At 65.7% G+C, this 23,785-nt stretch carries 15 protein-coding genes; 9 read left to right on the top strand and 6 right to left on the bottom strand.

What is annotated here, in order from left to right; genetic code table 11:
* Window positions 1-155: 155 nt before the first annotated feature.
* Window positions 156-989, top strand: a complete 834-nt coding sequence (locus F812_RS0120845) for a lytic murein transglycosylase (RefSeq protein WP_020087927.1) — start codon at window positions 156-158, stop codon at window positions 987-989.
* Window positions 990-1,438: 449 nt separating this feature from the next.
* Here F812_RS0120845 and ald read toward each other — a convergent pair whose 3' ends face one another.
* Window positions 1,439-2,560: an alanine dehydrogenase gene (ald, locus tag F812_RS0120850; RefSeq protein WP_020087928.1), complete on the bottom strand. Its 1,122-nt coding sequence runs from the start codon at window positions 2,558-2,560 to the stop codon at window positions 1,439-1,441.
* Between the two features lie 145 nt (window positions 2,561-2,705).
* On the opposite strand from ald, the gene F812_RS0120855 reads away from it, so the two are divergent.
* Together F812_RS0120855 and F812_RS24935 are read left to right on the top strand one after the other, a co-directional pair.
* Window positions 2,706-3,206: an Lrp/AsnC family transcriptional regulator gene (locus F812_RS0120855; RefSeq protein ID WP_020087929.1), complete on the top strand. Its 501-nt coding sequence runs from the start codon at window positions 2,706-2,708 to the stop codon at window positions 3,204-3,206.
* A 110-nt stretch (window positions 3,207-3,316) separates the two neighbouring features.
* The gene (locus F812_RS24935; RefSeq protein ID WP_020087930.1) at window positions 3,317-4,804 is read left to right on the top strand and encodes an ATP-binding protein; all 1,488 of its coding nucleotides are present in this window, start codon (window positions 3,317-3,319) and stop codon (window positions 4,802-4,804) included.
* A gap of 14 nt (window positions 4,805-4,818) precedes the next feature.
* Here F812_RS24935 and F812_RS0120865 read toward each other — a convergent pair whose 3' ends face one another.
* The 3 genes from F812_RS0120865 to F812_RS0120875 are packed head-to-tail and all read right to left on the bottom strand — an operon-like array spanning window position 4,819 to window position 11,526.
* Window positions 4,819-5,709 (bottom strand): transglutaminase family protein, encoded by an 891-nt coding sequence (locus tag F812_RS0120865; RefSeq protein WP_020087931.1) that lies wholly within the window; start codon window positions 5,707-5,709, stop codon window positions 4,819-4,821.
* Complete coding sequence (locus F812_RS0120870) at window positions 5,706-8,204, bottom strand: circularly permuted type 2 ATP-grasp protein (protein ID WP_245257736.1); 2,499 nt, start codon at window positions 8,202-8,204, stop codon at window positions 5,706-5,708. Before F812_RS0120870 ends, F812_RS0120865 begins: the two co-directional genes overlap by 4 nt.
* Window positions 8,205-8,217: 13 nt before the next feature.
* On the bottom strand, window positions 8,218-11,526 hold the full coding sequence (locus F812_RS0120875) for a transglutaminase family protein (RefSeq protein WP_020087933.1): 3,309 nt from the start codon (window positions 11,524-11,526) through the stop codon (window positions 8,218-8,220).
* 268 nt (window positions 11,527-11,794) lie between these two features.
* On the opposite strand from F812_RS0120875, the gene F812_RS0120880 reads away from it, so the two are divergent.
* The 3 genes from F812_RS0120880 (at window position 11,795) to hspQ (ending at window position 14,902) form a co-directional block, all read left to right on the top strand.
* On the top strand, window positions 11,795-13,165 hold the full coding sequence (locus F812_RS0120880) for a polyhydroxyalkanoate depolymerase (protein ID WP_020087934.1): 1,371 nt from the start codon (window positions 11,795-11,797) through the stop codon (window positions 13,163-13,165).
* A 188-nt stretch (window positions 13,166-13,353) separates the two neighbouring features.
* Complete coding sequence (locus F812_RS0120885) at window positions 13,354-14,409, top strand: HpcH/HpaI aldolase/citrate lyase family protein (RefSeq protein ID WP_020087935.1); 1,056 nt, start codon at window positions 13,354-13,356, stop codon at window positions 14,407-14,409.
* Window positions 14,410-14,581: 172 nt separating this feature from the next.
* Window positions 14,582-14,902, top strand: coding sequence for a heat shock protein HspQ (gene hspQ, locus F812_RS0120890; RefSeq protein ID WP_020087936.1), 321 nt, complete (start codon window positions 14,582-14,584; stop codon window positions 14,900-14,902).
* A gap of 102 nt (window positions 14,903-15,004) precedes the next feature.
* On the opposite strand, the gene F812_RS24940 is transcribed toward hspQ, so the two are convergent.
* Entirely contained in the window at window positions 15,005-15,874 is an 870-nt protein-coding gene (locus tag F812_RS24940) for an invasion associated locus B family protein (protein ID WP_020087937.1), read from the bottom strand.
* Between the two features lie 439 nt (window positions 15,875-16,313).
* Here F812_RS24940 and F812_RS0120900 point away from each other — a divergent pair, with 439 nt between their 5' ends.
* The 3 genes from F812_RS0120900 (at window position 16,314) to F812_RS0120910 (ending at window position 20,201) form a co-directional block, all read left to right on the top strand.
* Window positions 16,314-18,017, top strand: a complete 1,704-nt coding sequence (locus F812_RS0120900; RefSeq protein WP_020087938.1) for an extracellular solute-binding protein — start codon at window positions 16,314-16,316, stop codon at window positions 18,015-18,017.
* A gap of 17 nt (window positions 18,018-18,034) precedes the next feature.
* Window positions 18,035-19,582 carry a class I adenylate-forming enzyme family protein gene (locus F812_RS0120905; RefSeq protein WP_020087939.1) on the top strand — a complete coding sequence of 516 codons (1,548 nt, stop codon included), beginning with the start codon at window positions 18,035-18,037 and terminating at the stop codon, window positions 19,580-19,582.
* A 280-nt stretch (window positions 19,583-19,862) separates the two neighbouring features.
* Window positions 19,863-20,201 (top strand): hypothetical protein, encoded by a 339-nt coding sequence (locus F812_RS0120910; protein ID WP_020087940.1) that lies wholly within the window; start codon window positions 19,863-19,865, stop codon window positions 20,199-20,201.
* Window positions 20,202-20,266: 65 nt separating this feature from the next.
* Here the strand turns inward: F812_RS0120910 and mfd are convergent, their stop codons facing one another.
* Entirely contained in the window at window positions 20,267-23,758 is a 3,492-nt protein-coding gene (gene mfd / locus F812_RS0120915) for a transcription-repair coupling factor (protein ID WP_026868336.1), read from the bottom strand.
* Window positions 23,759-23,785 lie beyond the last annotated feature (27 nt).

The following is a 23,785-nucleotide window of genomic DNA, read 5'->3' on the forward strand; positions in this document are numbered from 1 at the left end:
GGCCCTGAGCCTCCGGTCGTCCGGGCGGATCGAGCCGCCCTCCGCTTGAAGACGAGCGGCGCGCCCCCGATCCGACACGTCCCGGCTGGATTTTTTATGGCCAACCTGACAGATATGAGATGACGAGCGAAGCCATTGAGAACAAGGAAAAATTAATGAAGCCGAATGCCCTCCGTCTGGCGAGTGCCATCCCGCTCGCCCTGGCCGCTCTGATGGCTTTCTCGCCTGCCACGCACGCCGCAACCTGCGGAGAGGCAGCCGGCGGCTTCGGCCCCTGGCTCGCCGCGTTCAAAAAACGAGCGGCCGCCCAAGGCGTCTCCCAATCCGCCATTTCCTCGGGCCTCGCGGGCGTCACCTACGACCCGCGCGTCATCCGGCTCGACCGCAACCAGAAATCCTTCAAGCTCTCGTTCGAGCAGTTCTATGCCCGCCGCGTCGGCTCCGCGCTGATCAACCGCGGTCGCGCCCGCATGAAAGCCCATCGCGGGACGCTGGACCGCATGGAGCGGCAGTTCGGCGTGCCCGCGGAAGTCGTCATCGCAATCTGGGGGCTAGAAACGAACTATGGCGCAGATACCAGCGGCAAGTTCTCGATCATCCACTCACTCGCGACACTCTCCTACGACTGCCGCCGCTCGGCGTTCTTCACCGGCCAGCTCGTCGATGCGCTTCGCATCATCGACGACGCACACATGAGCCCCGCTGAAATGCGCGGCGGCTGGGCGGGCGAGATCGGGCAGACGCAGTTTCTCCCCACGCCTTACGTAAAATACGCGGTGGACTACGACGGCGACGGCAAGAAGGACCTGATCCACAGCATCCCGGACATCTTGGCTTCCACCGCCAATTTCCTCAAAGGCCACGGCTGGCAGGCGGGCCAGCCCTGGCATCCGGGCACAGCGAACTACAACGTCATCAAGGATTGGAACCGCGCCGAGGTCTACCAGCGCACCATCTCGGTGATGGCAACGAAGCTGCGCGGCGGCTAGAGCGTCTTGCGACGAAGTGGAGACCGGTTCCTCGCTCGAAAATGAGAAGATCTGGGCTATTCCGTCACCCCGCCCAACAGGAAGTTTCACGTTGACGACGATGTGCCCAATCCAGGCCATTGCCTGCGAACGTGACTGCCAACGTGTCTGGATCCCGGCCTTCGCCGGGGTGACGTTGTTTTTTGCCTGCGCCGTGTGCCTTCTTTAGACGTCATCCCGACGCAGGTCGGGATCCCGACACGCCTGAGGAACGCACTCTCCTCCAACCTGGAACATCGCCTGCAAGCCCACGCAACGGGATCGCAAAACGCTCTCGCGGAAAGAGCCTTCCAAAATGAAGCCGGCCCGCTCGGGGGAAAGCGGACCGGCAAGTGGCGCCGAACGTTGGGAGGGAAGAACGAGCGCGCCATAACCGCGAAGGCAGCGTGAAACATCACGCCATCATGCCATCATGCCGCCGCGGACCGTGCCTTTCCGCCATCCAGCCTGTCGAACCCGAGCGACGCCGCGACGGCGGAATGCATGATGCGCCCATCGCGAACATTGAGCCCGGCCGCGAGATGCGGATCGCGATCGAACGCCGCGAGGCCCTTGTCGGCGAGCTTCAGCACGAACGGCAGCGTGGCGTTGTTGAGCGCCTGCGCACTCGTCACCGGCACCGCGCCCGGCATGTTGGCCACGCAGTAGTGAATGATGCCGTCGACCTCGAACGTCGGATGGGCGTGCGTCGTCGGCCGCGAGGTTTCGAAGCAGCCGCCCTGGTCGATGGACACATCCACCAGCACCGCGCCCCGCTTCATGGATTTCAGCATGTCGCGCGTGACGAGCTTGGGCGCGCTCGCGCCCGCCACGAGAACAGCGCCGATCACCACATCCGCTTCCATCACCTCCATCTCGATGGCGTGCATGGTGGAGGCCAGCGTGTGGACGCGCCCCTGGAACAGCTCGTCGAGCTGCCGCAGCCGCGGCAGCGATTTGTCGATGATGGTGACGTCAGCGCCGAGACCAGCCGCCATCCGCGCCGCGTGCGTTCCCACCACACCGCCGCCCAGCACGACGACCTTCGCGGGGCGAACGCCTGGAACACCGCCCATCAGCACGCCGCGCCCGCCCGCAGGACGGCGGAGTGCGATGGCCGCCGCCTCTATCGAAAGACGTCCCGCGACCTCGCTCATCGGCGCCAACAGGGGCAAACCGCCCGCGGCATCCGTCACTGTCTCGTAGGCGATCGCAGCGGCGCCTGAGGCCATCAGCCCGCGCGCCTGCTCGGGATCGGGCGCGAGATGGAGGTAGGTGAAAAGGATCTGATGCGGCTTGAGCCGCTTGTATTCGACCGCCTGCGGCTCCTTCACCTTGACGATCATATCCGCCGCGTCGAACACAGCTTCTGCGGTGGGCAGGATCTTGGCACCCGCCCGCTCATAGACCGCATCGTCCGCGAAAATGCCGCCTCCGGCGCCGGACTGCACCACGACTTCGTGACCCCGCGCGGTCAGCTCCCGCACGGAGCCGGGCACCAGCCCGACACGAAACTCGTCGCTCTTGATCTCAGTGGGAACACCGATGCGCATTGGGGTCTCCGTACCTGCGGCTGCGTTCAATTCGGTGCCGGAGACCATATCAAGGATACCGCTCGGAAACTCCGCAAATTTCGTTGAAAAGAAAACGACGGACGCAGATAATCTGCAAAATCGAATAATTTTTCGCAGATGTGCAATGCAATATACCTTAGACGCGCTCGATCGCGCCATTCTGGCCGCGCTTCTTGAAGACGGACGCCTGAGCCAGGTCCAACTCGCGGAGCGCATTCCGCTCTCCCCCACCGCGATCGCGCGGCGCATACGCGCGCTCGAGGAAAGCGGCATCATCAAGGGCTATCAGGCCCGCATCGACCGCCGCGCCGTCGGGCTGGAGATGATCGTGCACGTGTTCATCAGTCTTCAGAACCAGAGCGAGCAGCGCCTCGAGTCCTTCGAGGCGGCCGTGGCGGCGGCGCCCTCCGTCGTCGGATGCCAGCTCATGTCCGGCGAGGACGACTACCTCCTGACCGTTCTCGCGCGTGACCTCGCCGACTACGAGCGCATTCACAAGCAGGAGCTGTCGCGCCTTCCGGGCGTCACGCGCCTCAGGTCCTCTTTCGTGCTCCGAGAGGTCAAGGCCGCAACCATCCCGGCTTCCATGCTCGGCACCCCGGCACCACGCGGCTCGAAAAAGTAACTCTATAACATAATTGTGATCTCGCATAAGATGCGCTCTGTGGTGTGACTACCCGCAACGCGACATCGGCGCTGCAAGCGCGCGCCCACACACTCAGGTCACGTCTGGAAATGCCTCTCTCCCAGAGCCCATCGGACTCCTCCCAGCCTCCGCGCACATCAAAAGGCTTTCTCCCGCTCCTGGAGAGGATCGCCAACCTCTGGTACGCGTGCCCGTTCCGCTGGCAGATCCTCATCGCCATCACGCTCCTCACGCTCTTCACCGGCCTCGTCGGGGGCGTGCTGGCCGTGCTCGACTCCCGCACGCGCGCCGCAATCGAGACCCAATCCAACGTCGAGCTTTGGCGCAATCACATTGCGGCTCAGGCGCGCGAGATCGATGGGCCGGCGGATCTCGCGCCCTTCACTTGGCGCCTCGCACAGGAGATGGCGAAAGTGCGCCACGTCTCCATCCGTGTCGTCACACCGGCCGGAAAGGCTTCGAGCGGCGCCCACGAGACAGAGCTCGCGACCCATGACGCACGCGGCGAGGATCGCGCGCCTGGTTGGTTCGTAAGCCTCGTCCAGCCCACGGTCGAGGTGCGCGACGTCCCCGTCATTGCAAACGGCATGCTGCTCGGAAACGTGCTGATCAAGGGCGAGCCGGACGACGAAATCGCTGAAGCCTGGGAGTTGCTCCTTCTCATGGCCGTTCTCTGGCTCGGGGGAACGGCACTCATGATGGTCGGCTTGTATTTCGTCCTCGGCTACATCCTGGACCCGCTGGTCACGCTCGCCGACGGCATGCGCGAGCTGGAGGATGGGCATTATGGCCTCCGCATAGAGCCGCCGAAGGTGCGTGAGCTTGCCGCCATCGTCGGCAGCTTCAACACGCTCGCCCAGGCACTCGACGGCGCCAACGCCGAGAACAGCCGCCTCTACCGCCAGCTCGTCGCCGTGCAGGAAGACGAGCGCCGTCAGATTTCACGCGACCTGCACGACGAGTTCGGCCCCTGCCTGTTCGGCATCACGGCCGGTGCAGGCGCCATCGAGCGTCACGCCCGCAATCTGCCCGAGCCGCAGGCGTCCACCATCCTCTCCTGCGTGAACGAGATCTCGCTCGTGTCCGAGCGCTTGAAGAGCCTCAATCGCCAGCTCTTGAACCGCCTGCGCCCCGTCGCGCTCGGCCGCACCACGCTCACGGAGCTGATCAGCGAGCTGATCCTCACCTTCGAGCGCCGCCATCCCGACAAACGCTTCGAGCGCACGTTTGCAGATCTCCCGACGAGCTTCGGCGAGGACATCGACCTCACGCTCTATCGCTGCGTGCAGGAAGGCCTCACGAATGCCGTCCGCCACGGGAGCCCGTCGCTGGTCTCGGTGAGCATGTCCGCAGAGGAAGCACAGGCCGGACGCAGCGTCCGCCTGCGCATCACGGACGATGGCGTCGGCATCTCCGACAACGCCGCGCTCGGCTACGGATTGGCCGGCATGCGCGAGCGCGTCCGCGCGCTCTCGGGCACGCTGGTCATCGAGACCATGCAGCCTGCCGGCACAGCCCTCAACGTCACGCTTCCCGTCCGCTCGGATGGCCCGCCGGAGACACGCGTGCTCACCTGAGACGCGCCGCCGTCTCACGCATCCTCGACCCGCTCGCACACATCCACCGCGACGGAGAGCGAATGGCGGCCGGAATCGAAAATCACCCCATCGATGGGCGAGACATCCGAATAGTCCCGTCCGAAAGCTAGCGGCACGTGATCCCGCTCCACACGCATGGCATTCGTGGGGTCGAGATCCTGCCACCCGGCCTCCTCGCCGCACCAGACCGAGACCCACGCGTGCATCGCATCCGCGCCTTCGAGGCGCGCCATGCCGGGTAGCGGGTGCGTGCGCAGATAGCCGCTCACGTAGGCTGCCGGGAGCCCCAGCGAGCGCAGGCAGCCGATCATGATATGCGCGAAATCCTGACACACGCCGCGCCGCGTCGCGAACGCGACCCGCGCTGGCGTCATGACGTCCGTGGCATGGGGATCGTAGGTGAACTCAGCACGGATCCGCTCCATCAACGCGAGCGCGCCCTCGAGCACGGGCCTCCCCGGCGGGAACAGCGCCGCCGCGTAGTCAAGGAACGCCGCATCGAGCGGTACGTGACGTGACGCAAAGATCTGATGTGCAGGAGAGCGTCGAGCGAGGCCCGCCGTCTCATGAGCCCAGTGGCGCACCTCTTCCCAGGGCGGCGTATCGCGTGGCTCCACGAGTTCGCACGGCGCGAGCCTCACGACGGATCGGCTCTCCACGGTAAGACGATTGTGCGGCGCCTTGAGCGTGATGTGCGTCGTCGCATTGCCGAAGAAATCGCGCCCAACCGCATACTCGCTCGGCACCGGATCAATCACCATGTCGCAGTCGAGTACGTCGAGACGCCCGGCCGAAAGCGGCATGAGACGCAGCACGTGCGCCGCGAACGGCACGAACGAGCCATAAGCGTAGGAGGTCGTCTGGCGGATGTCGTAGACCGTCATGCGCTCCCCTCCGTCAGCAATGGGTCGCGCACGCGGAAATAGGAAAGCGAAATCTCGTCCGAGAGATGCATGAGGCCGTTCTCGATGCCGAGGATGTCGTCGCTGCGGATCTTGGCGGGCTCCATCGCGGAGACCGTCGCGTAGAGCGCTTCTGCCACCGCCAGCGCCGGGCTCGGCCGATGCGCAGGCGGCAGCAGCGGTAGCGCGAGTGTGTGCGCCTTGAGCCGCCCGAGCTGGAACAGAAGCGAGCGCGGATTGCTCTCGTCGAGCAGCGCGAGATCCAGCACCGGCGCGAACGCGGCTCCCAATGGATAGCGCGAGCGATACGTGATCTGGCAATCGTTGAGCTCCAGCAACAGATCGAGCTCCTCGCGCGATCCGCCCTGCGGCCGCGCGAACTGCCGCGCGAACCGGCAGACGGCGAGCCCACGCTCGATGCGAAGCCCGAGCTTCAGAAACCGCCAGCCCGCAAGCCGGTTCATGGTCTCGAGCTGAAACCCGGTGACCGCCGCGATCAGCCTGAGCGCGGTGCTCGCCCTGTCGAAAGCCGCCGCGCTGCCGCCCTGGCCGTCGATCGGCGTCTGCATATAGGCGTGAAGGTCTTCCAACGCCCGCCATGCATCCGGCGGGAAGCGATCTCGAATGAGGGAAGCCGCGCGCCGCGCCGCCGCCACCAGCGCCGGCACCGCCCCGTCGCTCTCGCCGTCACGAAGCGCCGTCTCCGCGATCCACACCGGCTCGCCACCCGAAGCCGTGTTCCCTGCCGCGCCCCAGCGCACCAGCAGCTCGCAGAGACCGCCCACCTCCGGCAGGGTCTGCGCCCGCGAAGCCGAGATGCGCGCCACCAGCGCCCGGATCAGCCGCAACGTCTCGTCCGCCCGCTCCACATACCGCGCGAGCCAGAACAGATTGTCGGCCGCCCGGCTCGGCAGCGCACCCGTTGAGCGGCGCACCATGATCTGGGTTTCGGACGGGATCAGCGTCGTCTGCGGCACCGGTCCACGCGACAGCACCCACACGTCGGCCGAGCGGGCCCCCCGCTGCATGGTGACGGCCCGCAGGTCCCGCTGGTCGCCAATCAGCGCAAAGCCGCCGGGCATCACCTTGTAGCCGTCCGCCGTCGCCGCGACGAACACGCGGAACGTGAACGGATGCGGCTCGAGCCGCCCGTTCGCCCAAACCGGCGTCGTCGAAAGCTTCACCACCTCCTGGCCGACGAAATCCACGCCGCGCCGCTCGATCGCGGTCGTAAGGATGTCGCGGTCCGGCGACGAAAGCTCCGACATCACCCACGGCCCGCCGGGCGGTATGCCGCTCGAAGCGCGCGAGAAGGCCGGCGCGATCACACGGTCGTCGAGCGCATCCAGCACCTGCCGGCGCGCATCCTCCTGCCCGCACCACCACGTCGCAACGTTCGGAAGCAGCAGCCGCTCGCCGATCAGCGGCTCCGCCAGCGTCGGCAGAAAGCCCAGCAGCGCGCGCGCTTCGGCGAGCCCCGAGCCAAGCGCGTTGGCAAGCGTCACGTTGCCCTGCCGCACGGCCTGCACCAGCCCCGCGATCCCGAGCCGCGACTGCGTGTTGAGCTCCAACGGGTCCGCGAAATCGCCGTCGATACGCCTCAACAGAACCCGCACCTTCCGCAGGCCTGCCACGGTGCGCAGGAAAACCGTCCCGCCGAGCACGAGAAGGTCCATGCCCTCGACCAGCCGGAGGCCGAGATAGCGCGCGAGATAGGAATGCTCGAAATAGGTCTCGTTGAGAGGTCCCGGCGTCAGCAGGCACACGCCCGCATCGTCCGCCTCGCGATGGCTGGCGAGCGCCGCGCGGAAGGCGTCGAAGAACGGGGCCAGCCGCTGCACGTCGAACGCGCGAAACACCTCCGACATCGCCCGCGACAGCGCGATGCGGTTTTCGAGCGCGAAGCCCGCTCCCGAAGGGGCCTGCGTCCGGTCCCGCAACACCCACCATTGCCCGGTCGGGCTCCGCCCCAGATCGACTGCGAAGAGATGAAGCTGCCGTGGAGACGGGCGTTCGGCCTGAACGAGCGGCCGCAGAAACTCCGCGCTGCCCGTGATGAGCGACGCAGGCAGGCCAAGCGCCGTCATCTGGCGCCCGCCCCTGTAGCAATCCGACAGAAACGCCTCGATGAGATGCGCCCTCTGGATCACGCCGGCCTCGATCACCGCCCAATCCTCGGGCGAGATCAGAAGCGGCACATGCGCGAGCGGCCACTGCCGTTCGGCCGCTGTCGGATCGTCGTAGACGCGATAGAAGACGCCGGAATCCTTGAGATAGCGATCCGCGGCGCCGAAGCGTTGGGCCAGCGCGTCCGGCCCTTCTGCCGCGAGCCGTTCGACGAAAGGGCGCCAATGCGGCCGCACGAGACCCGCTTCATCCACCATCTCGTCGTAGACGCCGGGTAGCGGACGATAGCCCGCGATCAATCCCGTGCCGTCCGGCGCGCCACCGGATATCTGAGCCGCCCCGGACGTCACGATACGTCCCGCGTCATGACGGCGCCCGCCTGAGATCGAGGGTCAGCGGGTATTCGTCGTTGCGCTCGGGAGGCGGCGTCGTGACGAGGCCCGGCGTATGGCCGTGATCCTGAAAGCGCGCGAGCCGGCGCGCCTCGGCCTCGTAAGTGTTCACCGGAAAGGTCTCGTAGTTCCGCCCGCCCGGATGCGCGACGCTGTAAACGCAGCCGCCGAGCGAGCGATGGCTCCACGTGTCGAGCACGTCGAAGGTTAGCGGCGCATGAGCCGGAATGGTGGGATGCAGCCCGGACGGCGGATGCCATGCCTTGAACCGCACGCCTGCCACGAACTCGCCGGAGCGCCCTGTGGAGGCCAGCGGCACGCGCCGCCCGTTGCAGGCAAGCACGTGACGGCGCGGATTTAACCCGTCCACCTTCACCTGCAACCGCTCCACCGAGGAATCCACGTAGCGCACCGTCCCCCCGATCGCCCCTTCCTCGCCCATCACATGCCAGGGCTCGAGCGCCTGGCGCACCTCAAGCTTCACACCCCCATGCTCCACGTTTCCGTAGAATGGAAAGCGGAACTCCCGTTGCGCCTCGAACCACTCGCTCTTGAAAGCGTAGCCCGCCCGCCGCAGCACGTCGAGAACATCGAGCAGATCCGCCCAGACGTAGTGCTCCAGCATGAAGCGATCGTGCAGCGCCGTGCCCCAGCGCACGAGATCACCGCGCTCGGGCTCCTTCCAGAACTTCGCGATCAGCGCGCGCAGGAGAAGCTGCTGCGCCAGGCTCATGCGCGCATCCGGCGGCATCTCGAACGAGCGGAACTCGATCAGCCCTAACCTGCCCGCCGTACCGTCGGGCGAATAGAGCTTGTCGATGCAGATCTCGCTCCGATGCGTGTTGCCGGAGGAATCGACGAGCAGGTTACGGAGCAGCCGGTCCAGCAGCCACGGCGGAACCGGCGGCCCCTCGCCCGGCCCCGGGATCATGCCGAGCGCGATCTCGAGCTCATAGAGACTTTCGTGACGTCCCTCGTCCACGCGCGGCGCCTGGCTCGTCGGCCCGATGAAGAGGCCGGAGAAGAGATACGAGAGCGACGGATGGCGCTGCCAGAAGACGATGAGGCTCTTGAGCAGATCAGGGCGGCGCAGGAACGGGCTCTGCCACGGCGCAGCACCGCCCACCACGACGTGGTTTCCCCCGCCCGTTCCCGTATGGCGCCCGTCCGTCATGAACTTGTCGGTGCCGAGCCGCGAAAGGCGCGCTTCCGTGTAGACGCCCTCCGTGGTCGCAACGCACTCGCGCCACGAGGAAGCGGGATGGATGTTCACCTCGATCACCCCTGGATCGGGCGTGACCTTGATGACGTTGAGACGATGATCCGGCGGGGGCGGATAACCTTCGATGTGCACCGGCAGCATCAGCTCGTCTGCGGCCGCCTCCACCGCGGTCAGCAGCTCCAGATAGTCGTCGAGTGCACCGAGCGGCGGCATGAACACGCAGAGCTTGCCTTCGCGAAGCTCCACCGCGAGCGCGGTGCGCACAGACGCCCCCTCGATGTCCTGCACGAGCGGAACGGGCTGGCGATACGGGTTGTCGCCCACGCGGCGATAGACTTGCAGAAACGCGTCCGGATCGGGGAGATCGCCACGTTCCAGGAATGGATCGTCGGTCACGACGTGCGGCACCGCCATAGGCGGAAGCCACGGCAGTGAGTTGAGCGGTAGCCTGAGCCCCAGCGGACTGTCGCCCGGCACCAGGAACAACTGATTGCGCCTGAGCTTCCACTTCTCGCTCATCCAGCCTTTACCAGCGCGCGCATTCCAGCGCTGGATCGGCAGCACGAACCCCGACGCGGTTCCGAGCCCGCGATCGAACACCCGCGCGATCCGCGCCCGTTCCTCCGCGTCGCTGATCTTGCTGTCGAGCGGGTCGACATTGACCGGAAGCTGCGCCTCCTTGACGATCCAGTGCGCGGGATCCTCGTAGGCCGAGATCACATGTTCGCCGCCGACACCGAGACGCTCGGCGATACCCTCGCAGAACGCCTTGGCGCCTTCCACATCGGTCGGGGCGCGGAAACCTTCGCGCGCGACGAGCGCATCGTTGCGCCAGATCGGCTTACCGTCGCAGCGCCAGTAGAGCGCGAAGGTCCAGCGCGGCAGGCTCTCGCCCGGATACCACTTTCCCTGCCCGTAGTGCAGGAAGCCGCCCGGCGCAAAGCGCGCGCGCAAGCGGCGGATAAGATCGTCGGCGCGCGCCCGCTTCGTCGTGCCCACCGCGGCTGTATTCCACTCGGGCGACTGGTAGTCGTCGATCGAGACGAACGTTGGCTCCCCACCCATGGTGAGCCCCACGCCCTCCGCCGCAAGGTCGCCGTCGACGCGATCGCCGAGAGCCAGCAGGGCCTCCCAGCTCTCTTCCGAGAACGGCAGCGTAATGCGCGGCTTCTCCGCGACACGGCTCACCTTCATGTCGAAATTGAAGGTCACCTCGGAAGGATCGACACCGCCGCTGATCGGCGAAGCGCTTCTGTAGTGCGGCGTCGCCGCGAGCGGAATGTGCCCCTCGCCGCAGAAGAGACCGGATGTCGGATCGAGGCCGATCCATCCTGCACCCGGCAGATAGACCTCGGTCCACGCGTGAAGATCGGTGAAATCGTGGTCCGTGCCCGAGGGGCCGTCGAGCGATTTGATGTCCGGCTTGAGCTGGATGAGATAGCCCGAGACGAATCGCGCCGCGAGACCCAGCTTGCGCAGCACGTGCACCAGCAGCCACGCCGAATCGCGGCACGATCCAGACCCGAGCTTCAGCGTCTCCTCGGGTGTCTGCACGCCCGGTTCGAGACGGATGAGGTAGCTGATCTCGCGATTGATGCGCGCGTTGAGCGCCACGAGAAAATCGATGGTCCGCTCCGCCTTTCCGTTCGGTGCGACGCTGCCGACGAACTGCGCGAACAGCGGCCCTGTCGTCTCCTCGATCACGAGATACGGGGCGAGATCGCTCGCGAGCGAATCGGCATACGCGAACGGAAACTCCTCCGCGTAGCTTTCGATGAAGAAATCGAACGGATTGACGATCGCCATCTCCGCCAGAAGATCGACGGTGACGGTGTACTCCGTTGTTTTCTCCGGAAAGACGTAGCGTGCGAGCCAGTTTCCGTGCGGATCCTGCTGCCAATTGACGAAATGGTTACCCGGCGAGACCTTCAGCGAATAGCTCGGGATGCGAACTCGGCAGTGCGCCGCCGGTCGCAACCGAATGATCTGCGGACCGAGCGAAACGGGCTTGTCATAAACGTATCGAGTGACGTGGTGGAGGCTGGTTAAAATCGCCATCGCCGGGAACGACCTCGAGGGGCTGACGGGCGAAAGCTGTGGCACAACAATACAATAACAACCCGGCGCCCGTATTGTGCATTGCAACGATGCTGCATTGTCGGGCAATTCGCGGTCAAGCCGCGTTCTCGAGGCATATCGACTAAAGATTAGTCACATATTTGCCTGTAATTTCGCCAATTGAGACATTTCTAAGACGGAATGCTTGACGTCAGCGGACATGCCTGCTGCATTGCAGGATGTCGGGGGCTTCGGGAGAGCTGACGGAATGCACTATTACACTTATGAGCTTGCTCACGCCTTCATGCATCCCGTCCGGCTTATGACCCGCGCCTTCAAGGCGCAGATCGACGCCCCCTTCAATCCCTTCGCTGAAACCGAGATCGCCAAGAACATGTCGGCGGCCTGCGAAGTGTTTGAAGGCATGACGCGCCGCTACGGCAAGCCGGAGTTCGGCATCAAGGAAACGAAGGTCCACGGTCTCACCGTCCCCGTGCGGGAGGAGATCGTGATGAAGAAGACCTTCTGCAACCTGCTCCACTTCGATCGCGACGAGACCGTGGTCGGCAAGCGCTACGATCCGAAGGTGCTGATCATCGCACCGATGTCCGGTCACTACGCGACGCTTCTGCGCGGCACGGTGCAGGAGATGATCAAGGAGCACAACACCTACATCACCGATTGGATCGATGCGCGCGACGTGCCCGCCTATGAAGGCTCGTTCGATCTCGACGACTTCATCGACTACATCATCGAGTTCATCCAGTTCCTGGGTCCGAACACGCACGTCATCGCAGTCTGCCAGCCGGCTGTGCCCGCCCTCGCAGCGGCAGCGGTCATGGCCGCCAACGACGATCCGTGCCAGCCCGCGTCCATGACGCTGATGGGCGGCCCCATCGACACGCGCCGCAATCCCACGCAGGTGAACAAGCTCGCCGAGGAGAAAGCGCTCTCCTGGTTCGAGAGCAACGTGATCCACTACGTGCCGTTCCCCAACGCGGGCTTCGGCCGGCGCGTCTATCCGGGCTTCATCCAGCTCACCGGCTTCATGACCATGAACCTCGAGCGCCACACGCAGGCGCACATGAAGCTGTTCGAGAACCTCGTCAAAGGCGACTGCGACAGCGTCAACCAGCACAAGTCTTTCTACGAGGAATACCTGGCCGTCATGGATCTCCCTGCGGATTTCTACCTGCAGACGGTCAAGACCGTGTTCCAGGATCACGCGCTCCCCAAAGGCGAGATGATGCACCGCGGCCAGCGCGTCGATTGCTCCGCGATCCGCAAGACGGCGCTGATGACGGTGGAAGGCGAGCGGGACGATATCTGCGGCCTCGGCCAGACGGAAGCCGCTCACAGCCTGTGCACGGGCATCCCCGTGGACGAGCACTACTATTACGTCCAGCCGGGCGTCGGGCACTACGGCGTCTTTAGCGGCACGCGCTGGCGCACGGAGATCCAGCCGCGCATCCGCGAGATGATCCGCACGGTGCAGTTCAAGCGCAAGGCCGGCAACTCGGAAACCAAGATGCCCCTGCCGTATCGCTCGCTGCATCCGGCCCGCGAGAACGTCGTGGACTGGCGCGCCCCCAACGGCACGGCGGTGAACGGCGCGACGCCCAACGGATCGGCCCGCTGATCCAGGTCCGACACGGGCCCCCTGACCCAGGCAAGTGACCCAGGCAAGTGCCCCAGGCAAGCGACCGCGGTTACCCCGCTACCCGGCTAACCATGCCGCGGCGCCCTCGCGTTGACTCTTGCCGTCCGGCCACTAGAGTGCGCCGCAAATCCCATCCCGCATTTGCGATTGATCTAGAGGTTCGCCCGATGAGCGCCGTCCGCACGCCTGCGAAACACTTTGCCCCCCTGGCCATCGGCGCTCCCGAGCCCTACCGCGTGCTTCCCGTCCGCATCGAGCGCATGATTCACTTCGTGCCGCCCCACAACGAGAAGATCCGCTCCAAAATCAAGGATATCGCCTCCCAGGTTGACGTGGTGCTCGGCAATCTCGAGGACGCGATCCCCGTGGGCGACAAGGAGGCCGCGCGCAAGGGCTTCATCCAGATGGCGCGCGAGAACGACTTCGGCGACACCGGCCTCTGGACGCGTATCAACTGCCTCAACTCGCCCTGGATGCTCGACGACGTCACCGAGATCGTGCGGGAAGCCGGCAACAAGGTCGACGTGATCATGCTGCCCAAGGTCGAAGGCCCCTGGGACATCCACTACCTCGACCAGCTCCTCGCCCAGCTCGAGGCCAAGTACGCCGTGAAGCGGCCGATTCTCATCCACGCGATCCTCGAAACCGCGGAAGGCGTGAAAAACGTGGAAGCCATCGCCGCGGCCTCGCCCCGCATGCACGGCATGAGCCTCGGCCCCGCCGATCTCGCCGCCTCGCGCGGCATGAAGACCACCCGCGTTGGCGGCGGCCATCCGGACTATTCGGTGCTCGCCGACGCAGGCGCCGATGCGAAGGCCGAGCGCGCGCGCTATCAGCAGGATCTCTGGCACTACACCGTCGGCAAGATGGTGGACGCCTGCCTCTCCTATGGCCTGAAGCCGTTCTACGGCCCGTTCGGCGACTTCTCCGACGGCGCCGCCTGCGAAGCCCAGTTCCGCAACGCCTTCATCCAGGGCTGCCTCGGCGCGTGGTCGCTCCATCCGACCCAGATCGACATCGCCAAGCGCGTCTTCTCACCTGACGTGAAGGAAGTCGCCTTCGCCAAGCGGATCCTGGAGGCCATGCCCGATGGCACCGGCGCCGTGATGATCGACGGCAAGATGCAGGACGACGCCACATGGAAGCAGGCCAAGGTGATCGTCGATCTCGCCCGCCTCGTCGCCAAGAAGGATCCCGAGCGCGCCGCGGCCTACGGCTTTTGAGGCTGAAAGAAGTCTCGTCAATCAACTATGTTGCACAGATCCGTTGACATCCGGAGAGCCCTCCCCTCGAATGGAGCCTCGTGGGGATTAGACAATGCCGCCCAAACCTGAATCAGTGACACGCAAACCGCGCAAGCGGGCTTCTCCGAAGCCTGCGGCCGCTACTCCTGCCATGCGGAAAGCCAAGTTTTCCGTGGGCCAGGTCGTGCGCCATCGCGTCTATGCGTTCCGCGGCGTCGTGTTCGATATCGATCCCGTGTTCAACAACACCGAGGATTGGTGGCTGTCCATTCCGGCGGAGATCCGCCCGATCAAGGACCAGCCCTTCTACCACCTGCTGGCCGAAAACGCGGAGACCGAGTACATCGCCTACGTTTCGGAGCAGAACCTTTTGCCCGACACCAGCGGCGAGCCCCTGCGCCACCCGCAGCTCGGCGACTATTTCGTCGAGGACGAGGACGGCCGCTATCGCGCGGTGTTCCAACCGCACTGACGGCGCACTCCGCAGCACACGCGGCTCACGCGTTTCAACCACAACGCCAAGCAAGAAGGCCGCCCTTTCGGGCGGCCTTCTGCATTTCAACGGCTGACCGGCTTACTTCTTCTCGGCCGGCTTCGCATCCTTCTTCGCCGCGGGAGCAGCAGCGGCACCGTCGGCGCCCGGCTGCGGCGGCAGGTTCTTCATCTGCTCGGTCTTGAACTTCTCGTAGGCTTCCTGCTGACGCTGACGAATCTGCGCCATCAGCTGGCCGCGGGCCTTCTTGTACTCGGCATTGTCGACGGGCTTGCCGGCGAGAGCCTCGGAGAAGCCGTCCAGGGGAACCGGGAAGCCGATCGGCTGAGCCGAGGCGTTCATGGCGAGAACCATGATGCCGCCGCCGGTCTTCATCTGATCGATGATCTCCTTGGTCGCCTCGACCTCAGCCGTGCAGCCCGAGGGGTGGCAGAGCGAGAACTTGAGGTCGATCGGCTTCAGATCCTTGTCGTCGATCTTCTCGTTCTTGGCTGCCTTCTCCCACTGCTCCTTGGTGTAGACAGCGGCCTTGATGCCGGGTGGGATAGCCATGCCGAGCGGAACCATGACCATCAGGTGGTCATGCTCGTTGCCCTCGACCTGGCGGATTGCGGCCGAGACCAGAACCATGCCCGAGTTGCCGTCCAGGCGCTCATGGTGGGTCAGGCAGATGTCCTTCTCTTCCTTGACCTCCTTGCCGTCCTTGTCCCGCTTGACGAGGGGAGACTTCTCGCAAAGCTTCACCCAGGCGCTCTGCTTGCCGGCGGCCGCGGCGCCCTCTGCCTTGGCGTCCTTGGCAGCCGGAGCGGCCTTCTCCTTGGGAGCGTCCTTCTTGTCCTGGGCGTAAGCAGCCCCGCCGTTCATGGCGAGCCCGAGGACCAGAGCGAGCGTGGCGCCGCACGCCAACACGCTGCGCCCCAAGCTGGTTGCGATGCCATCTCTGTGTGACATAGAAAAATCGACCTTTCGTTATGAGCCAGTCCAGGAGCCGCCCGACAATCCCCTGCTGGCGGCTCAGCCCCACTTCGCTGCGCTCAATCGGCAATTCTGGGCGCGCGGGTCCTGACGCCCGCGGCGTCATCCGGACCGGCAGTAAAGCCTGGATTGCGGCAATCCCGTGACCGTAGAAACCAAGCCGGCATCTTCAACAGATCGAAATGACACGGCCGTTGCAAACCCGCCACGCAAACATCGTGCTGATCCGCCATTGGAGAGCCTTCGATGTGTGCTACGTGATCGCTGGGCTGTCAGCAAAACCAACGCCTTGCGCAAGCCCCTTGAGGAGAACTCCGTGCAACGATCAATCATCGTGAGCCTTGCGGTCCTCGCCCTCGTCCTGGCAGGGGCCATCCGCTCACCGGTTCTAGCAAAACCGGCGCACGCAATAGCCATGCACGGCGACGCCCTTTTACCGGAAAACTTCCCGGCGTTTCCCTATGTCGTGCCGGACGCCCCAAAGGGCGGCCGCGTCACCCTCGGCTCGTCTGGCTCCTTCGACAACCTGAACCCCATGATCATCCGGGGCGAGCCGGTGCAGGGCATCCGCGAGTTCGTGATCGAAAGCCTCATGGCCCGCAGCCAGGACGAGCCCTTCACGCTCTACGGCCTCATCGCCGAGACCATCGACGTCCCCGAGAGCCGCAGCGAGGTGACGTTCCGCCTGAACCCGCTCGCAAAATTCTCGGACGGAACGCCGCTCACGTCCGCCGACGTGCTCTTCTCCTTCGAAGCCCTGCGCGACAAGGGGCGCCCCAACTACCGCACCTACTACGCCAAGGTGACCAAGGCGGAAGTGATCTCCGATCACGAAATCCGCTTCGTCTTCGCCGATGCCGACGACCTCGAGCTGCCCCTGATCCTCGGCCTCATGCCCATCCTGCCGCGTCACGCCATGAGCGCCGAGAAGTTCGACGAGACGACGCTCACGCCGCTTATCGGATCAGGCCCCTATCGCATCTCCGCCGTCGATCCCGGCCGCTCCATCACCTACCAGCGCAATCCGGACTATTGGGGCCGCGACCTTCCCGTCAATCGGGGCCGCTTCAACTTCGACGAGATCCGTTTCGAGTACTACCGCGAGGGCTCGACGCTGTTCGAAGCCTTCAAGACCGGCGCCATCGACCTTCGCAACGAGGACGACCCGGCCCTCTGGGCCAAGGGCTACAACTTCCCGGCAGCGAACGACGGACGCATCGCCCGCGAGGAGATGCCCATCGGCCTTCCCGCCGGCATGACAGGGCTCGTCTTCAACACGCGCCGCCCGATCTTCGCCGACGAGCGCGTGCGCGAAGCCCTGATCCACCTGTTCAACTTCGAATGGGTCAACAAGAGCTTCTTCCACGGCCTCTACAAGCGCACCGAGAGCTACTTCGAGCGCTCGATGCTCTCCTCCGCCGGCCGCCCGGCCGACGAGCGTGAGCGCGCCCTGCTCTCAGCGTTCCCTGGCGCAGTCAGGCCCGAAATCCTGGACGGCACCTACCGCGTGCCCGTGAGCGACGGCACGCCCCACAACCGCACCAACGCGCGGCGGGCTTACGAAATCCTGGAAGCGGCTGGCTACAGCCTCAAGGGAGGCCGCCTCGTGGACGCGGCGGGCAAACCCCTCGCCTTCGAGATCCTGGCCTCCACGACGAGCCAGGAGCGCCTGCTCGGCGCCTTTGCCGCCGACCTGCAGAAGCTCGGCATCACCGCCCGTATCCGCGTCGTGGACAGCGCGCAATACCAGTCGCGCCTCAAGGACTACGACTACGACATGATCCAGTTCACCTGGCCCTCGTCCCTCTCGCCCGGCAACGAGCAGCTCTTCCGCTGGTCATCCCGCGTCGCAAAAGATCCTGGCTCCTACAATTACGCAGGCGTGCAGAACCCCGCCGCGGACGCCATGATCGCAGCCATGCTCGCCGCCCACTCGAACGAGGACTTCGTTTCCGCTGTCCGCGCACTGGACCGCGTGCTGCTCTCCGGGCATTACGTGATCCCACTGTTCCATGCACCAGCCCAGTGGATCGCGTCCTGGAAGCGTCTCGCACACCCCGGCACCATTCCGCTGTTCGGCTTCAATCTCGACACATGGTGGGTCAAACCCCAGAACTGACCGTCAGAACAACACCGATGTACACGCCGCTCTTCACACCCGCCGTCAATCCGCCGTTCAACATGGCCCGCTACTGCCTCGCGGGGGCAGCCGCCGCGACGCCGGACAAGCCCGCCCTGATCGTCATCGCGGATCCTGCAGCGGCCGCACCTGCCGAAACCTGGACCTACGCGGGGCTCGAGGACGCCGTGCTCCGCACGGCCGGAGCGCTGCGCCAGATGGGGCTTGCAGAAGGCGATCGCGTGATGATCCGCCTCGACAACACCAGCGCCTACGCCATCCTGTTCTTTGCCACCCTTGCAGCCGGTCTCGTGGCGCTTCCGGCTTCCAGCCAGCTCACCGATCGCGAGGCCCTCTTCCTGCTCGATGACAGCGGCGCCGCTGTCCTCGCCTCCGCCGTCACGCTCGCTCCGGAGAGCACAGGCAAGGCCCCGATCCATCTCACCCCCGCCGACGTCGCGCGCATGATGCGCGAAGGCCCCCGCATCGACTATGCGCCGACGCACGCGGAAACCCCCGCGTTCCTCATCTACACCTCCGGCACCACGGCAAACCCAAAAGGCGTGCTCCACGCCCAGCGCGCGGCCCTCGGCCGCCGCCCGATGTACCAAGGCTGGTATGGCATCAGCGCGAACGACCGCGTGCTGCACGCGGGCGCGTTCAACTGGACCTTCACGCTCGGCGTGGGCCTCACAGACCCTTGGGCCAACGGCGCCACCGCGCTCATTTACACGGGCGAGAAAGACCCCGCCCTCTGGCCGCGCCTGATCGACCTCGCGCAGGCAACGCTGTTTGCGGGCGTCCCGAGCCTCTTCCGCCAGATCCTGAAGTACGCGGAGCTGTCGCCTGCTGCCATGCCGACGCTGCGCCACGCCCTCATGGCAGGCGAGGCCCCGCCTCCGGGCCTGTTCGAGGACTGGCAGGACCGCACCGGTCGCCCGCTCTACGAAGCGTTGGGCATGAGCGAGATCTCGACCTACATCTCGACCGGCCCGGGCATACCGAGAAAGCCCGGAACAGTTGGCAAGCCACAACCCGGCCGCCGCGTGGCCATCCTGGCCACGGAGGGAGATGATACGCCATTGCCGCCCGGCACCGAGGGCCTCATTGCCGTTCACACCTCCGATCCGGGCCTCATGCTGGGATATTGGAACCGGCCGGACGAGCAGATCGAGGTCAAGCGCGGCGAATGGTTCACCGGCGGCGACCTCGGCCTGATGGATGCCGACGGCTACATCACCCACGCCGGGCGCAACAACGACATCATGAAGGCACTCGGCTACCGCGTCTCTCCGATGGAGGTGGAGGCCGTGCTCGCCACCCATCCCGACATCGCGGAGGTCGCCTGCGCGGAGCTCGCCGTGCGGGCGGACGTGCACGTTGTCGGCGCCTTCGTGGTGCTGAAGAGCGAGGCCACCCCCGATAGCGCCGGCATCCTGGCCTTCGCCGCCGAGCGGCTCGCCGCCTACAAATGCCCGCGCGAGATCCGCTTTCTCGACCGCCTGCCCCGCACGCCGAACGGCAAGGTGAAACGCTCGGCGCTCGTCGCTTACGCCTCGCAGTAAACGCAAGCCGGCTCAACGGCTTCTCCAGCAAGCCGCAGCGGGAAAATAGGCCCGTCGCGCCGAGGTGCGGCAGCGAAGCCTCTCATCCCCATAGAGTTGGCGTCCCCGGCTGGCGGGACGCCCCCAGACCGGCTAGACCATGTCGGGTCTCGTTAAAGCCCTGGAGCGCGATCCGGATTCAATCGACCGCTCTCTAGGAAATGATGGCACAGGGCAGAGCGGTCGCTCGCCCGCCGTCGCGCGAAAGGCGCGCATCATCGCGTAAGAGGGGGTTCGAACCATGCTTCAGGAGCTGACGCAGTATCTGATGGACCATCCGGTCATTCTCGGCTCGCTCGGCGTCTTCGTGCTGCTGGCCGTGATCGGCGGCTGGTATGTCGTCGCCCATCATCTGCACGCCGTGCTGGTCACCATGCTCTGCTCTGCCGGCTTCGTCTCCGGCATCCTGGTCTTCTACCGCGGGTTCCAGGCTGACTTGCGTGACCTCCAGATCATCGGCGCCTTCCTGATCGTCATTTTCCCGCTGGTCTATCATCAGGCGATCCACCTCGCGAAGATCGCCTTCGGCGGCGCACCCTCGCCCACGGCTCGCGGTCACGCCAAGCGCGCCGGCGCCTGATCGCGCGGGCCCTACACGCAACAGCCAAGCACAAACCCGCTGGCTGTTGCCCGTTGCCTCCTCTCCTATGCCGCCTTGGCGCCCTTGGCCGCGATCTCGGCCAGCGCCGCCACGAGCCCGCGCACGCCCTTGAAGCGCACCTGCGGCTGGTCCCAATCACCCTTGAAGATGAGCTTGTGATCCGGCTGCAGCTTCGCGAGTCCGCGCGAGGCTTGCAGGAATTGCGCGAGCCCCTGCGCGTTGGCGAACGCGTTGCGATGGAACATGATGACGGCACCCTTCGGCCCCGCGTCCACCTTGGCGATGCCGGCCGCCCGGCAAAGCCCCTTGATCTCCATGACATCGAGCAGGTGATCGACCTCGGCCGGCAGCTCGCCGAACCGGTCCACCAGCTCCGCCGCGAATGCGTCGATCTCGCTCCGCGTTTCCAGCGCCGACAGACGCCGGTAGAGCCCGAGCCGGAGTTGCAGATCGGCGACATAGGTTTCCGGGATGAGCACGGAAAGCCCGATCGAGATCTCGGGGCTCCACCGCTCGTCCGCCTCGCCCAGGTCTCCGCCCTTCATGGCCGCGACCGCTTCCTCCAGCATCGACTGGTACAGCTCGAAGCCCACCTCGCGGATATGGCCCGATTGCTCCTCGCCGAGAAGGTTGCCCGCGCCGCGAATGTCGAGGTCGTGTGAGGCAAGCGAGAACCCCGCGCCCAGCGTATCGAGCGACTGCAGCACCTTGAGGCGCTTCTCCGCGCCTTCCGTGAGCTTCTGCCCCGGCGGTGTCGTGAAATAGGCATACGCGCGACGCTTGGAGCGGCCGACGCGGCCGCGGAGCTGATAGAGCGCCGCAAGACCGAACATGTCGGCGCGATGCACGATCAGCGTATTCGCGTTGGGAACGTCGAGACCGGATTCCACGATCGCCGTTGAGAGCAGCACGTCGTACTGCCCCTCGTAGAAGGCCGTCATCACGTCTTCGAGCTCAGAGGGCGCGAGCTGTCCGTGCGCCCGCGCGACTTTGAGATGCGGCACCGCCTCGCGCAGGAACTCCGCCACGTCGTCGAGATCGGAGATGCGCGGGGCGACGTAATACGTCTGCCCGCCGCGATCACGCTCGCGCTTCAGCGCGTCGATCAGAATGACCGGATCGAACTGCGAGATGTAGGTGCGCACGGCGAGGCGATCCACCGGCGGCGTCGTGATCAGCGAAAGCTCGCGCACGCCCGTCAGCGCCAATTGCAGCGTGCGCGGAATGGGCGTCGCGGACAGCGTCAGCACGTGCACGTCCTCACGGAGCTGCTTCAGCCGCTCCTTGTGCGACACGCCGAAATGCTGCTCCTCGTCGATCACCAAAAGCCCGAGCCTCTGGAACTCGATCTGCTTGCCGAGCAGCGCGTGCGTCCCGACGACGATATCGATAGTCCCGTTCTTGAGCCCGTCCTTCACCTCGGTGAGATCCTTGGCCGAGACGAGGCGCGAGGCCTGCGCGATTTTGAGCGGCAGGTTCTTGAAGCGCTCGTTCACCGTTCGCGAATGCTGCCGCGCGAGCAGCGTCGTCGGCACCACGATGGCGACCTGCAAGCCGTTCATCGCAGCGACGAACGCAGCCCGCAGCGCCACCTCCGTCTTGCCGAAGCCCACGTCGCCGCAGACGAGGCGGTCCATGGGCCGGCCCGCCTGCAGGTCGCCCAGAACCGCATCGATGCTCGCAGCCTGGTCTTCCGTCTCCTCGTAGGGGAACCGCGCAACGAACTCGTCGTAGGCACCGGCGGGGGGCGCCAGCACCGGCGCCTCGCGAAGCTGACGGAGCGCTGCGATCTTGATCAACTCGGCCGCCATCTCGCGCAGCCGCTTCTTGAGCTTGGCCTTGCGTGACTGCCAAGCGACGCCGCCGAGCTTGTCGAGTTGCGCGGTGCCGTCGTCCGAGCCGTAGCGCGAGAGAAGCTCGATGTTTTCGACCGGCAGGTAGAGCGTATCGCCGCCCGCGTACTTCAATTCCAGGCAGTCATGCGGCGCGCCCAGCGCCGTGATCGTCTTGAGGCCATGAAAGCGGCCGATGCCGTGGTCCGCGTGCACGACGAGATCGCCGACCGAGAGGCTCGTAGCCTCGGTCAGAACGTCGGCCGCGCGCTTGGCCTTGCGCCGCGGCCGGACGAGCCGGTCGCCCAGGATGTCCTGCTCCGCGATCACCGCGAGCTCCGGCGTCTCGAAGCCTTGCTCGAGACCGAGAACGGCAAGCCCCGTCACGTTGGGATCGAGCGCGAGCGCATCCGCATATCCCTCGACCTTGGCCTGCGCCTTGAGGCCGTGATCGGAGAGGAGAGACGAGAGCCGCTCACGCGCACCAGGCGTCCACGCCGCCACCAGCACGCGCCGGTGCTCGGCGTGCACTTTCTTCACGTGCGCCACGACGGCATCGAACACGTTCGCATCCGGATTCTGCCGCTCGGGCGCGAACGAGCGCCCCGCACGTCCGCGCCAGGGGCGAACGCCCGGTCCCTCGGTCATCTCGAAAGGCGTCAGCCGCACGACCCTGTGCTGGGCGAGCACCTTTCCCCACTGCGCCGCGTCGAGGAACATCATGTCCGGCGGCACCGGCTTATAGGGCGGCGCGCCGAACCGCTGCGCCTCGAGCCCTTCCGTGCGCGCGAGATAGTGCTCGCTCACCTGCTCGAAGCGGCTCTTCACCGCGTCGTCGACCAGATTGTCGAAGCTCAGCGTCGCGCCGTCCATGTAGTCGGTCAGCGTTTCGAGCGTCTCGTGGAACAGCGGCAGCCAGTGCTCCTGCCCGCCGTAGCGGCTTCCCGCGCTCACGGCTTCGTAGAGCGGATCGTCACCGGTCGCCCCGCCGAACAGTTCCACATAGCGCGAGCGGAACAGCGCCGTCGGCGCCTCGCCGAACGCCACCTCCGAAACCGGCATCACGATCAGCTTGCGTAGCGGCTTGGCGGTGCGTTGCGTCTCCGCATCGAACACCTTGATGCTTTCCAGCGTGTCGCCGAAGAAATCGAACCGCACCGGGTTCTGCCGCCCCGGCGGAAAGAGGTCGAGAATGCCGCCCCGCACGGCGAACTCGCCGGCCTCCATCACCGTGCCGGTGCGCGTGTAGCCCGCAAGCGAAAGCCGCGCGACGAACCGGTTGAGATCCACCCGCTGCCCCGGCGCCACGCTCTTCATGGCGTTGCGGATGAACGCGCGCGGCGGCACCCGCTGAAGCACCGCGTTCACCGTGGTCAGCACGATCAGCGGCTCACTGCGGTTGCCGAGGGCGAGGCGGGACAGCGCCGTGATGCGCTTGGCCACGATCTCGGGGTTCGGCCCCACGCGGTCATACGGCACCGTATCCCACGCCGGAAACGGCACCACGCGCACTTTCGGCGCGAAAAAGCGCAGTTGTCCTTCGAGCGCTTCGAGGCGGCGGTCGTCGCGCGCCACGTGTAGCACGATGCCCGCACGCTCGCCTTCGGCAGCCTCCTCCACCAGGCGTGCGAGCACGAGCGCGTCCAGCCCCTCCGGCACGCCCGTGAAGATCAGATCCGCCCGCTCGCTCATAGCCTCGTTCATACCTCTTGATCCGCACGCAGCCGGTGC

Origin of the sequence: Hyphomicrobium zavarzinii ATCC 27496 (assembly GCF_000383415.1) — a bacterium.
GTDB classification, from domain to species: domain Bacteria; phylum Pseudomonadota; class Alphaproteobacteria; order Rhizobiales; family Hyphomicrobiaceae; genus Hyphomicrobium_C; species Hyphomicrobium_C zavarzinii.